This is a genomic window from Halorubrum hochsteinianum, from assembly GCF_023702125.1.
Lineage (GTDB): Archaea > Halobacteriota > Halobacteria > Halobacteriales > Haloferacaceae > Halorubrum > Halorubrum hochsteinianum.
The window spans coordinates 1517745-1530007 of sequence record NZ_CP098415.1 but is presented as its reverse complement, the minus strand read 5'-3'; the positions used below and the strand labels follow the sequence as shown (position 1 = coordinate 1530007).

Genomic DNA, 12263 nt, shown 5'->3' with positions numbered 1-12263 from the left:
CGATTCCGACTATTCCTCGGCGCGGAACTCGACGAGCGTCAGGTCGCGGTCGAGCGCGCACGTCTCGTGCGGCGGCTCGCCCAGCACCTGATCGATGACGCGCTCGTCGTCGAAGTCGGCACCGTCCGGGACGCAGTAGCCGTGGCTCGGGCACTCGGTGTGCGGACAGGGGCCGGCGAGCGACGCCTTGCTGCCGGCGTAGGCGCGCTTCGAGGGGACGTTCGCGGGGACCGACGCCGGCTCGACCTCGACCGCGCGGACGCCGGCGTCGTGGACTGCGCAGTCGAGCGTCTGCGCGTTCTCCCGGATGCCGGTCACTCGGTACCGCGTCCCCTCGGAGAGGTTCAGACACTGCCCGCGGTAGGGACACCCCTCGCAGTCGGTCGATTCCCCCTCGTAGACGAACTCGCGGCCGACGTCCGCGAGCCGGGTCCCGATGAGCGTGACCGTGGTCATGCCCGGAGCGACGCGCCGCGAGTCCGTAAGCCTCCCGCCTCCGCCGGGGTCCGGCCCGGCACGCGAACCCCGCGGCGCGGAGGGCAAGACACATCACCGCGCCTCGGCAACGACGAGCGGAGATGATCGCGGGGGTCACGCGGGAGCTACGGGCCGAGGCCGAGCGGGCGAACGAGCGGCGCGTCCTCGCGCTCGCCGGCGACCGCGACCGCGCGATCGACGCCGCATACGACGCGGTCGAGGCGGCCGGGATCGGCGGCGGGGACGCGTCCATCGTCTCGACGCGGGAGGGGTTCCGCTTCGAGGAGCATCGCCCGCGGAGCGCCGACGAACTGCTCGGTCGCACCCGCGAGGCGGTGATCCTCGACTGTCACGAGCAATTCGTCCCGAACGCGCTCGGGAGGGCGGTCGGGGCCGTCGACGGCGGCGGGCTCCTGATCCTCCTGACGCCCGCGCTCGACGACTGGCCGGGGATCCGCGACCGCTTCGACGACTCGCTCGCGGTGCCGCCGTACGGCGTCGGCGACGTGACGGGGCGGTTCCGCGAGCGACTCGTTTCGACGCTCCGGACCCACCCCGGCGTCGCGCTCGTCGCGCTCGGCGACGACGCGGGCGGCGACGTCCTCGAACGCGACGGGCTCACGGGGACGGAGGCGGGGACCGAGGAAGCAGAGGCGGACCGCGACGCCGCGGCCGGACCGAGCGCGCCGCCGGACCAGCGGTTCCCCGCGGCCGCGTACGCCGCCTGCCGCACGGGCGATCAGTCGCGGGCGCTGCGGGCGTTCGAGGCGCTCGCCGACGCCGGGTCGGCGGTCGTCGTCGAGTCGGACCGGGGGCGCGGGAAGTCGAGCGCGGCCGGGCTGGCGGCGGGCGCGCTCGCGCTCGGGGGCGACGACGTGCTCGTCACCGCGCCCGGGTTCCGGAACGCCGCCGAGGTGTTCGCGCGAGCGCGGGAGCTGATCGAGGGCGAGGCCGGCGGGGAGCGCGGAGGGGTCGACCGCGACGACCGCGCCGGCGACGCCGCCGACCGCGACCTCCGGACGCCGGCGGGCGGTCGTGTTCGGTTTCTGCCTCCCGCGGCCGCGGCGGAGGCCCCCGGCGAGGCGGACGCCGCGGTCGTCGACGAGGCCGCGGCGCTGCCGGTGCGGCTGCTGGAGGGGTTCCTCGACGCGCCGTCGGTCGCGTTCTGCACGACGGTCCACGGCTACGAGGGGGCGGGCCGCGGGTTCGCGGTCCGCTTCCGCGAGCGGCTGCTCGACTCGCGGTTCGCGCTGCGGGACGTGCGCCTCGACGAGCCGATCCGGTACGCCCGGGACGACCCGGTGGAGGCGTGGGCGTCGCGCGCGCTCCTGCTCGACGCCCGGCCCGCGGTCGACGCGGCGGTCGCGGACGCCGCGGTCGGCGACGCGACGTACCGCGCGCTCGACCCGGCGGACCTGCTCGCCGACGAGACGCTGCTCGGGGAGGCGTTCGGGCTGCTCGTCGCCGCGCACTACCGGACCGAACCGAACGACCTCGCGCGGCTGCTCGACGCGCCGAACCTCGTCGCGCGGGCGCTCGTCGCGGACGGTCGGGTCGTCGCGGTCGGGCTGCTCGCGCGGGAGGGCGGGCTCGACGCCGAGACGCGGCGAGGGATGTACGAGGGCGAACGCGTCCGGGGGAACATGGTCCCGGACGTGCTCACGAGCCAACTGCGCGACGAGGCCGCCGCCGCGCCGCGCGGCCTGCGGACGGTCCGGATCGCGACCCACCACGCGCTCCGGGACGCGGGGTTCGGCTCGCGGCTGCTCGACGAGGTCCACGCGGAGTTCGGCGACGACCCCGCGGGGGGCGAGGCCGACTCAGTCGATTACTTCTCGGTCGGCTACGGCGCGACGCCGCGGCTCCTCCGCTTCTGGCGGCGGGCGGGCTACCGGACCGTCCACCTCTCGACGACCCGGAACGACGCCTCGGGGGAACACTCCGCGGTCATGCTCCGGCCGGAGACCGATGCCGGTCGCGACCTGCTCGACCGCCACGCCGTCGCCTTCCGGGACCGCGAGCGCGACGGGCTCTCGGACGCGCACCGCGACGTCGACCCGGACGTGGTCCGCGGCGCGCTCCGGGCGTGTTCCGCGCCCGTCCCGGTCGACCTCACCGAGACCGAGTGGCGCTCCGTCGTCGGCGCGTCGGTCGGGCCCGGCATGTACGACAGCGCGCCCGGCGCGTTCCGGGACCTCGCGCTCGCGGCGCTGATCGAGGGCGACGACGCGCTCGACCTCGACGAGCGCGCGGAGCAACTGCTCGTACGGAAGGTGCTTCAGGGCCGGCCGTGGGAGTCGGTCGCCGACGACCTCGATTTCGTCTCGACGAGCGCGTGTCGGCGCGCGCTCGGCGACGCCGCCACCTCCCTCGTCGAGCGGTACGGGACGGAGTTCGCGCTCGCGGAGCGGGAGCGGTTTACGGACGACTGAGGGGGGGGGCGACGGCGACTATTTATAAATATATCCACGGTGGCGCGTGCCTGCGAGCGGCCGACAGGCCGCGAGCCAGCACGCGCGAGGTCGCCGGCGCGTAGCGCCGGCTGCCAGAGAATCTTCGATTCTCGCTGGAGTCGGTCGCCGGAGCGGAGCGACGGCGACCGACGAGGCTGGGGAGGCGTGAGGTGCTGTGCTGGGCGGGGCGGGACTCGAAGGGGCAGCCGCGAGGCAGACAGAGGCGACGTAAGCACCGCAGGGAGTGAACGAGCGAGGAGCGCAACGAGCGTCTGTCTGCCTCGCGGCTGGGGCTTCGGCGGTCTCTGTCGCAGAATTACCTAGGTCGTGACCGTCAGTCGAAATTTCGGTGACTGTCCCAAACCGCAAAAACGCGAGGTACGGGGCTTAAATCCGGTTCTCGCGACCGGGGTCGACGTCGATGGCGTCGACCGGGCAGACGTCGACGCAGAGCATACAGTCGATACACTGGTCCTCGTCGGCGGGGTTCGCCTTCCGCTCGGACTCCGGGTGTCCGGGCGTGTCTACCCACTCGAACACGTCGACCGGGCAGTCCTCCAGACACGCGCCGTCGGCGAGACAGATGTCGAAGTCGACCGCGACGTGGGTACCTCTGATCCCCTGTTTCTCCGGCGGCTCGACGGGTCCCCACACGGCGACGCCGTCCTCGTCGCCGACGCGCTCGCGGTTCGTTTCGAAGTTCGGGTCGATGGCCATCTTACCCGTGGTTCGCCGCTCGCGGGTTTAAACTCCCCGACGAACGGATTCGGGCGAACGGCGTGAGAAACCGGGACCCGGCTCCGACCCGATTACGGGTGCGCGTAGTACGCCAGCAGGTCCTCGGAGCCGTTCGGCCCGTCCGTCTCGTCGGTCGCCTCGGGGTCGAACGCGTCGATCCGCGCGAAGCCGACGCGGACGAACTGGACGACCGTGTCGGGGTCGACGTCGGCGAGCGCCGGCTCGGCGATCCCGCGCACGTCGCCGTCGACGGTGCGGAGGAGCGTCTCCAGCCCCTCGTCGGCGGGGGCCCAGTGGATCACGTCCACGTCGCCCTCGCGGACGATATCGATGTCGGCGTCGAGGAAGACGAGTTCGTCGCCCTCGTAGCGGACCGGGCCGTACCCCTTCAGCCAGACGCGCTCGCCCTCGGCCGGGAGGTCGGGCGACTCGACGACGACGCGGCCGGCGGGCACGTCGCGCTCGCCTCGGTCCGGGTACTCGGGGTGGAGCGGCGGATGGCCCGCCTCGGGCGCGGGCGCGTCGCCGTCGACGATCGGCAGTTCCACGGCGGGCGCGTCGTCGCGGTCGCGCACGAAGAAGTACCGGTCCGCCTCGTCGTCGACGAGGTCGCGGTTGTTCGCGTACACCGAGGACATCGCGAGGTCCACGTCCGAGGTGGACATCCCGAGCTCCGTCATCGAGTCGACGAGCGCCTGCCCCCGAATTCCCCGGCGGCGCATGGACCGGATCGTCGGCGCGCGCGGGTCGTCCCAGCCGGTCAGCTCCCCGTCCGCGATCAGCTGCTTGATCGTCGAGGTGGAGAGTTTCACGTCGTACTCGTCGACCTGGACGTGACCCCAGTGGAGCACCTCGGGGTACTCCCAGTCGAAGTAGTCGTAGACGAACCGCTGGCGCTTCGCGGAGTCCTGGAGGTCGATCCCGCGGATGATGTGCGTGACGCCCGTGAGGTGGTCGTCGACGCCGGACTGGAAGTCGAGCATGGGCCAGCAGCGGTACTCCGCCGCCGCCTCGCGCGGGTGCGGGGTGTCGATCATCCGGAACGCGACCCAGTCGCGGAGCGCGGGGTTCTTGTGCTCGATGTCGGTCTTCACCCGCAGAACCATCTCGCCGGCCGAGTACTCGCCGTCGACCATCGCCTCGAACTCCTCGCGGACGGTCTCGACGTCCTTCTCGCGGTGCGGACACGCCTCGCCCGCGTTCTTCAGCTCCGAGAACGCGTCGCCGGAACACGAGCAGGTGTACACGCCGCCGAGGTCGATCAGCTCGCGGGCGTGGTCGTAGTAGGTCTCCAGCCGGTCCGAGGCCCGGATCACGCGGTCCGGCTCGAAGCCGAGGTACTCGATGTCCTCCAAGATGGCGTCGTACGCGTCCAGATCCGGTCGCTTCGTCTCCGGGTCCGTGTCGTCGAACCGGCAGATGAACTCCCCGTCGTAGCGCTCCTTGTACGTCCCGATGACGGCGGGCATCCGGGCGTGCCCGACGTGCCACGGGCCGTTCGGGTTCGGCGCGGCGCGCATCACGACCTCGCCCGCCTCGGCGTTCGGGAGGTCGGGGAGGACGCGGTCGTCCTCCTCAGCCTCCGCCTCCAGCTCCGCGAGCCTGTCGGGCGCGAGCTCGCCAAGCCGCTCCCGGCGCTCGGCGTCGTCCAGCTCGGCGACCTCGTTCACGATCGGCGCGAGGACGCCCGGGATCTCGTCGCCGTGCGGCCGGAACTCGGGGTTCTCGCCCATGATCGGCCCCATGATCGCGCCCACCTCCGGGTCGTTGCCGTGCTTGAGCGCGTTGAAAAGCGCCGCGGCCTCGCCGGCCGCCGCGACGCGCTCGCGGAGTTCGTCGTCCATACGGCTCGCTTGGCGGGGTCGGGTCAAAAACGCCGCGAAAGGCGGGGAGGGGCGGATCCCGGGTCGCGCGCCGCGCGGTCGGCTCCGACGCGGCGGTCGGCGCAGCGGCGCGGCGGTCCGGGAGGCGGGTAGGGGCACTCGACACGAGCCGTCGGACCGGCTTAAACCACCGAGACCGTTCACGGCGGTACCGACCGATTACCGGCGTGAACGGTCGAGACGTTTTTGTCTCCCGACGCGGAACTGGTGGGGTTTCGGCGGGACGGGAAGCGCCGGCGGCGAGGGGATCGAGCGCGGACCGAGCGCGGTCGAGTCGGGACGCGACCGGCAGCGGCGGTCGGAAAGAGCGGTTCGAGGCGGCGGCGGCGATCGCGAGCGAACGCGTTCGGTTCGTGGCCTTGATGGTCGCCGGGGGCGTGGTGGGCCCATGGACGCAGCGTCGGCGGTCGTCGGAGCCCGGGGGGGATCGGCGTGGTAGGACCGATCTCCGAGGCGGAGCGGGACGCCGGAAACCGGAAAATAAAGCTCGTGCTGCTCGCGATCGTCACCGTCTCGCCGCCGCTGATCGCCCTCCAGTTGGACCCGTCGCCGGTCCAGTTGCTTGCCGCGCTCGGCGGCGGCTTCCTCCTCGGGCTGGTCGTCGTGTGGTACCTCGGGCGGTTGGCCGCGGAGTTCAGCGGCGGGCAACGGCGGCCTCGTCGACGGCGCTGACCCGTTTCTGGACGCGGTTCGGCCCGGAGGGCCTCGTTGAATCACGTGGCGGTCGGCGGTTTTGCTCTCCCAGTCGCTTAGTACGGAAGAAGCACCGAACTATTCACGTCAAGCACAGGTAATGTGGTTGTGTGTCCGACCGTACCGAGCGACTCCTCGCTGTATTGGTCGTCCTGATGGCCTTGTTGGTAGTTGCTCAAACGACCGTTGTCCCACGAAACCAGTTTCTGAGTACGATAGGCATCACTTTCGGGACTATCGCTATCGTATACGGACTCGCCGAATTTCTGAAAACAGTCTAGCTGGTCGCCTGAGCCGATACACTCGTAGCTCTCGTCGGACGGCGAGAACCCGTCCGAGGAATACGACGTCAACGGAGCCGCCCGGCCGCGCTCAGTCCGCGCCCGTCTTCGCGCCGCGAGCGGGCTCGACGAGGTCCCCGGCCCGGTCGCCCGCGACCGCGCGGGAGCTCGACAGCGGCGAGACGCTCACCTCGCCCTCGACGGCCGCCCGGCGGTCGGAGCCGGGGTCGTCCGCGACGTCGCCGCGCAGGAACTCCCGCCAGAAGCGGTCGCGGAGCTCCATCCCCATCTCGCCGCGCCGCTCGCCGAACTCCCACCCCTCGGGTACGTTCTCGTCGTCCGGTCGCTCCTCGTCCGACCCCTCCTCGCCCGGGCGGAACTCGATCACGTCGAAGCCGCGCGCCGGCTCGGTCAGTCGGTAGGTGGGGTTGGCCGCCGCCTCGTCGTCAGCGGCGGGCACGTTGACGTTCAGCACGTCCGCGCCGAACGGGAGGACGCCGTCGTCGATCCGGGCGAGCAGGTCGGCGACGACCTCGCCGGCGACCGCGAAGTCGTCGTTGTCCAGCGTCGGCGGGACGGGGAGGTTGCCGCGGTCGTACAGCGACACCGCGATCGCGGGCGTGCCGAGGAAGGAGGCCTCCATCGCGGCCCCGACGGTCCCCGACTGCCCGAGGATGTGCGCGCCGATGTTCGGCCCGTGGTTACAGCCGGAGACGACGACGTCGGGGTCGAGTCCGAGCGCCACGTCCGCGACCGCGACGCAGTCGGCGGGGGTCCCCTCGACCGCGTAGCCGCGGTCCGTCTCGGTGTACTCGACGGTCGTCTCCCACCACGAGCGCGCGCCGCCGACGCCGGACTGGTTCGTCGCGGGCGCGACGACCGTCACGTCGTAATCGGCCGAGAGCGCGTCCGCGAGCGCCCGGATCCCGACGGCGTCGATCCCGTCGTCGTTGGTGAGCAGGATCTCGGTTGGCATGCGTCACCGTCCGAGGGGACGAGAGAAAACGTCGCCGGTCCGCGGCGAGCAGGAAGGCGGCTGCGAGAACCGAGCGGGGAAAGCGGCCGCGGGAATCGGACGGAGGAAGGCGGCTGCGAGAACCGAGCGGGGAAAGCGGCTGCGGACGCCGACCGAGTGGTACTCCGGGTGGTCAGTCGGAGGGTGCTGGGAGCGCGAGAATCGGGGACCGATTCGTGGGAGAGTCAGTCGGCGGCGATTCGGCGGTCCGACGTCGCCAGGTCGAGCACCTCGTCGAAGAAGCCGAGCGAGTCGTGCGGGCCGGGGTTCGCCTCGGGGTGGTACTGGCGGGTGATCACGTCGAGTTCGTCGCTGTCGAGCCCCTCGACGGTGTCGTCGTTGACGTTCACCTGCGTCACCTCCAGCGGACCGGTGTCGTCGACCGTGTAGCCGTGGTTCTGGGTGGTCATCACGACCTTGTCGGTGCGGAGGTCCTTGACCGGCTGGTTGACGCCGCGGTGGCCGAACGCCATCTTCTCGGTCGAGCCGCCGAGCGCGCTGGTGATCACCTGCTGGCCGAGGCAGATCCCCGCGAGGGGGAGCTCGCCCGCGAACTCGTCGACGACCTCCTGAGCGGCGACGAAGTTCTCGGGGTCGCCCGGGCCGTTGGAGACGAACAGCACGTCGGGGTCGACGGCGGCCACGTCCTCGGGGGTCGCGTCGTACGGGAGGACGTGGACGTCCGCGCCGCGGTCGGTGAGCGAGGAGACGATCGAGCCCTTCGCGCCGCAGTCGAGCATGGCCACGTCGACGTCGCCGCCGCCCTCGTGGACGGTCGGCTCCGCGACGGAGACCTGCGCGCCGATGTCGACGTGGTCGCTCATCGGCTTACACGACTCCATCTCCTCGACCGCGTCCTCGGGGGTCGCGTCCGGGCCGGCGGCGATCCCGCAGGCCATCGCCCCCTCTTCGCGGACGGTAGTGACGATCTCGCGGGTGTCGACGTGGTCGACGGCGGGCACGCCCTCCCCGGCGAGCCAGTCGGCGACGTCGTCGGTCAGCTCGCGGGCGACCGCCGCGCGGGGCTGGACCGAGTCGGACTCGAACCGTTCGCTTCGGACGCCGTAGTTCCCGATGAGGGGGTACGAGAAGGTGAGTATCTGTTCGGCGTAGGAGGGGTCGGTGAGCGACTCCTCGTAGCCGGTGTACGCGGTCGTGAACACCAGTTCGCCGCGAGTACGCCCCGGCGCACGGGCGCGCGCTTCGAGCACGCGACCGTCGGCCAGCGCGATGTAGGCGTCCGACATTACGAGAAACGTACGCGCAAAGGGTAATAAATGCGTCGTTCGAAGGTTCGTTACGATATTCGTAACGGGTAAGGCCGCGGGGGAGAGACTGACCGGTATGGACGACCTCGACCGACGGATCCTCTCGATCCTGCGACGGGACGCGCGGACCCCGTACACGGAGATCGCAGACCGAGTGGGGACCTCCGAGGGGACCGTGCGCAACCGCGTCGACCGGATGACCGACGAGGGCGTGATCGAGCGGTTCACGGTGACGACCCGCACCGGCAACGTGAAGGCGATGATCGAGATCTCGGTGGAGATGAACGTCAACACCGACGCGGTCGGTCAGCGGATGGTCGACTGGGAGGAGGTCGACTTCGTCTGGCAGGTCTCCGGCGAGGAGGACATCGTCCTCGTCGTCGACGCGGTCGACACGCGCGCGGTCAACGAACTGATCTCGCAGGCGCGGGAGATGGACGAGGTCAAGTCGACGAAGACGCGGCTCATCCTCGACGAACGGCTGGGGTAGTCGGCGTCGACCGGTTATAAATGAATCTGCGGTGGCGCGTGCCTGCGAGCGTGCCGCCGAAGGCGGCCGCGAGGAGCACGCGCGAGGTCGTCGGGCTTCGCCCGACTGCCCGTGGCGCGTCGCGCCACGCTGTCGCCGGCGCGTAGCGCCGGCTGTCACCGGGCGAAGCCCGGTTGCCCGAGGGACCGTGTCCCTCGCTGCCAGAGAATCTTCGATTCTCGCTGGAGTCAGTCGCCGGAGCGAAGCGACGGCGACTGACGAGGCTGGGGAGGCGTGAGGTGCTGTGCTGGGCGGTTCGGGGCGGGACTCGAAGGGACAGCCTCCCGGCCGGGGCTTCGGCGGTCTCGGTCGTGACGAGGTCCGCGGCGTACGGCCGAGCGGCTGAGCCGTCGAGCGCGTCGGGGTCGAGACCCCGGAGAAAGGGCTGAGCCGCAGAGAAAGAACCGCCCGATAGAACCGCTTCGCTTACGCCAGCTCGTCGATCTGCTCGACGACGGCGTCGGCGAACTCCGAGGTGGCGAGCTTCTCGCCGCCCTCGATCTGCCGGTGGAGGTCGTAGGTGACCTTCCCCGAGGAGATGGTCTCCTCGACGGCCTCGCGCACGAGGTCGGCGGCGTCGTCCCAGCCGAGGTAATCGAGCATCTCGCGGCCCGAGAGGATCATCGCGGTGGGGTTCACCTTGTCCTCGCCGGCGTACTTGGGCGCGGAGCCGTGGACCGGCTCGGCGAGACAGCGGCCGTGGCCGCGGTTGATTCCCGGCGCGATGCCGAGACCGCCGATCTGCGCGCCGGCGGCGTCGGACATGTAGTCGCCGTTGAGGTTCATCGTCGCGATGACGGAGTACTCGTCGGTGCGGGTCAGCAGCTGCTGGAGCATGTTGTCCGCGATGCGGTCCTTGACGACGAGCGTGCCCTCGGGCCGCTCGCCGTCGTGTTCCTCCCAGAGCTGGTCCTCGGTGATCACGTCGTCGCCGTACTCCTCCTCGGCGACCTCGTAGCCCCAGTCGCGGAACGCGCCCTCGGTAAACTTCATGATGTTCCCCTTGTGGACGAGCGTGACAGAGTCGCGGTCGTTCGCGAGCGCGTAGTCGACCGCCTCGCGGATGAGGCGCTTCGAGCCGAACTCGGAGATGGGCTTGACGCCGATTCCGACGGGGCCGTCGTGAATCACGTCGGCGACCTCCATGTCCTGTTCGAGGAAGTCGCGTACCTGCTCGGACCCGTCGGTGCCGGCCTCCCACTCGATGCCGGCGTAGACGTCCTCGGTGTTCTCCCGGAAGGTGACCATGTCCATCTCCTCCGGGTTCTTGACGGGCGACGGGACGCCGTCGATGTAGTAGGTCGGGCGGACGTTCGCGTAGAGGTCGAGCGTCTTGCGGAGCGCGACGTTCAGCGAGCGGAAGCCGGCCCCGACGGGCGTCGTCAGCGGGCCCTTGATCGCGACGCGGTGGTCGCGGATGGCCGAGACGGTGTCCTCGGGCAGGTTCTCGTCGTACATCTCGCGGGCGCTGGAGCCGGCGTAGACGCGCATCCACGCGATGGAGCGGCCCGTCGCCTCGGCGGCGGCGTCGAGCACCTGCTGTGCGGCCGGCCCGACGTCGGTGCCGATCCCGTCGCCGTGGATGATCGGGATGATCGGGTTGGACGGAACGTTCAGCTCGCCTGTCTCCTCGTCGGCGAGCGTGATCGCCTCGCCGTCGTCGGGGACGTCGACCTTATCGTAGCTCATGAACGTTCGAAGATTTTTGTGGCCCCCTAAAGTGCCTGCCGTTTTCGGCGTGAGCGTCGCGCTCGCAGCGTTTGCCGGTTTCGTCGCCGCGCCGACCCGGCCTCAGACCGGTTCGATCGCAGCGCGTCGGACCGGTTCGACCGGGACGACTCAGACCGGCTCGACCGCGACGTCGAACATCGACCGCCAGCGGTAGCGGCGACCGCCCCAGACGAATGTCCGGCGGGCGAGCGCGTACGCCATGAGCGGCGGCGCGATCAGCGCGCCGGGGGCCGCGAGCAGGAACGTCGCGCGCCGGACCCCGAACCGGGCGTACGCGAGGCCCGCGAACGCCGTGACGAGCGCGACGCCCCCGACCGGCGCGAGCAGACAGAGCGTCGCCAGCGCGACGCCGAGGAGGACGTTGAACGCGGTCGCCGCGGGGGCGTGGTACCGGGTGATCGTCAGGAAGCGGACGAACCGCTCCAGCGACCCGCGGAGCGACCCGCCGGCCGGGACCCGGCGCGTCCGGTCGACCGCGCGCACGTCGAGGTGGTCGGAGAGCGTCCCGTCGTCGCTGACCGTCCGCCGGAGGTCGCGTAGGAGCGCGACCTCCCCGTCGCGGAGGTCGCCGCGGTCGAACACCACCGCGCCGCCCCACGCGATCGCCGGCGCGCCCGGGACGGCCCCCGACGCCGCCACGGCGAGCGTCCCACCGATCACGTACGCCGGCTCGAACAGCCGGGCGAGGGGGTCGCGCCCGACGAACACCGGGGCCTCGGTGGTCGGCCCGCGGCGCTCGCAGTCGGCGTCGAGCGTCGCCAGCCAGTCCGGCGGGTGGTGGAAGTCGTCGTCGGTCCAGAGGAACCGGTCGTTCGCCGCGGCCTCCGTCCCCGCGGCTATCGCGTTCGCCTTCCCCGAACACCCCGCCGGTTCGCCGGCGATCACGATCCGCACCCGGGGCGGCAGGTCGCCGCGGCGGTCCGCGACGGGGTCGTCCGGGGAGTCGCAGACCACGAGCAGTTCGTCGGCGGCGTCGACATTTCCGTCAACAGGATCGCCGTCGCTGCCGGCGTCCCCGTCGAACGCCTCGGGACCGCGGAGTTGGTCCGCCACCTCGTCGCAGGCGTCGGTCCAGCGGACGGTCGGGAGCAGGACGGATATCGGCGCTGAACGCGTCGCCGCCGAGTGCGCTGAACGCGCCGCCGCCGAGTCCGGTTCCGAAGCGGTCACGTCGGAGCGTTCGCCCGCCGAGAAC

10 protein-coding genes are annotated in these 12263 nt (G+C 71.4%); 3 read left to right on the top strand and 7 right to left on the bottom strand.

Features of this window, described 5'->3' with window-relative positions:
* Positions 1 to 9: 9 nt before the first annotated feature.
* The gene (locus NAF06_RS07620) at positions 10 to 456 is read right to left on the bottom strand and encodes a UPF0179 family protein (RefSeq protein WP_008584730.1); all 447 of its coding nucleotides are present in this window, start codon (positions 454 to 456) and stop codon (positions 10 to 12) included.
* 122 nt (positions 457 to 578) lie between these two features.
* Here NAF06_RS07620 and tmcA point away from each other — a divergent pair, with 122 nt between their 5' ends.
* On the top strand, positions 579 to 2909 hold the full coding sequence (tmcA, locus tag NAF06_RS07615) for a tRNA(Met) cytidine acetyltransferase TmcA (RefSeq protein ID WP_008584732.1): 2331 nt from the start codon (positions 579 to 581) through the stop codon (positions 2907 to 2909).
* 408 nt (positions 2910 to 3317) lie between these two features.
* Here tmcA and NAF06_RS07610 read toward each other — a convergent pair whose 3' ends face one another.
* Positions 3318 to 3647, bottom strand: a complete 330-nt coding sequence (locus NAF06_RS07610) for a 4Fe-4S dicluster domain-containing protein (protein ID WP_008584734.1) — start codon at positions 3645 to 3647, stop codon at positions 3318 to 3320.
* A gap of 92 nt (positions 3648 to 3739) precedes the next feature.
* Entirely contained in the window at positions 3740 to 5512 is a 1773-nt protein-coding gene (locus NAF06_RS07605) for a glutamate--tRNA ligase (protein WP_008584736.1), read from the bottom strand.
* A 471-nt stretch (positions 5513 to 5983) separates the two neighbouring features.
* Here NAF06_RS07605 and NAF06_RS07600 point away from each other — a divergent pair, with 471 nt between their 5' ends.
* Complete coding sequence (locus tag NAF06_RS07600; protein ID WP_008584738.1) at positions 5984 to 6223, top strand: hypothetical protein; 240 nt, start codon at positions 5984 to 5986, stop codon at positions 6221 to 6223.
* A gap of 393 nt (positions 6224 to 6616) precedes the next feature.
* Here NAF06_RS07600 and surE read toward each other — a convergent pair whose 3' ends face one another.
* Together surE and carA are read right to left on the bottom strand one after the other, a co-directional pair.
* Positions 6617 to 7501, bottom strand: a complete 885-nt coding sequence (gene surE / locus NAF06_RS07595; RefSeq protein WP_008584740.1) for a 5'/3'-nucleotidase SurE — start codon at positions 7499 to 7501, stop codon at positions 6617 to 6619.
* Between the two features lie 224 nt (positions 7502 to 7725).
* Positions 7726 to 8787: a glutamine-hydrolyzing carbamoyl-phosphate synthase small subunit gene (gene carA, locus NAF06_RS07590; protein WP_008584742.1), complete on the bottom strand. Its 1062-nt coding sequence runs from the start codon at positions 8785 to 8787 to the stop codon at positions 7726 to 7728.
* 97 nt (positions 8788 to 8884) lie between these two features.
* Here carA and NAF06_RS07585 point away from each other — a divergent pair, with 97 nt between their 5' ends.
* The gene (locus NAF06_RS07585) at positions 8885 to 9298 is read left to right on the top strand and encodes an Lrp/AsnC family transcriptional regulator (protein ID WP_008584744.1); all 414 of its coding nucleotides are present in this window, start codon (positions 8885 to 8887) and stop codon (positions 9296 to 9298) included.
* Between the two features lie 465 nt (positions 9299 to 9763).
* Here NAF06_RS07585 and icd read toward each other — a convergent pair whose 3' ends face one another.
* Positions 9764 to 11026, bottom strand: coding sequence for an isocitrate dehydrogenase (NADP(+)) (gene icd, locus NAF06_RS07580; RefSeq protein ID WP_008584746.1), 1263 nt, complete (start codon positions 11024 to 11026; stop codon positions 9764 to 9766).
* 150 nt (positions 11027 to 11176) lie between these two features.
* The gene (locus NAF06_RS07575) at positions 11177 to 12238 is read right to left on the bottom strand and encodes a glycosyltransferase (RefSeq protein WP_394294984.1); all 1062 of its coding nucleotides are present in this window, start codon (positions 12236 to 12238) and stop codon (positions 11177 to 11179) included.
* Positions 12239 to 12263 lie beyond the last annotated feature (25 nt).

Coding starts and splice junctions, on each gene's coding strand:
- NAF06_RS07605 (WP_008584736.1), bottom strand. CDS start 5,512: ATGGACGACGAACTCCGCGAGCGCGTCGCGGCGGCCGGCGAGGCCGCG.
- tmcA (WP_008584732.1), top strand. CDS start 579: ATGATCGCGGGGGTCACGCGGGAGCTACGGGCCGAGGCCGAGCGGGCG.
- carA (WP_008584742.1), bottom strand. CDS start 8,787: ATGTCGGACGCCTACATCGCGCTGGCCGACGGTCGCGTGCTCGAAGCG.
- NAF06_RS07620 (WP_008584730.1), bottom strand. CDS start 456: ATGACCACGGTCACGCTCATCGGGACCCGGCTCGCGGACGTCGGCCGC.
- NAF06_RS07585 (WP_008584744.1), top strand. CDS start 8,885: ATGGACGACCTCGACCGACGGATCCTCTCGATCCTGCGACGGGACGCG.
- icd (WP_008584746.1), bottom strand. CDS start 11,026: ATGAGCTACGATAAGGTCGACGTCCCCGACGACGGCGAGGCGATCACG.
- surE (WP_008584740.1), bottom strand. CDS start 7,501: ATGCCAACCGAGATCCTGCTCACCAACGACGACGGGATCGACGCCGTC.
- NAF06_RS07610 (WP_008584734.1), bottom strand. CDS start 3,647: ATGGCCATCGACCCGAACTTCGAAACGAACCGCGAGCGCGTCGGCGAC.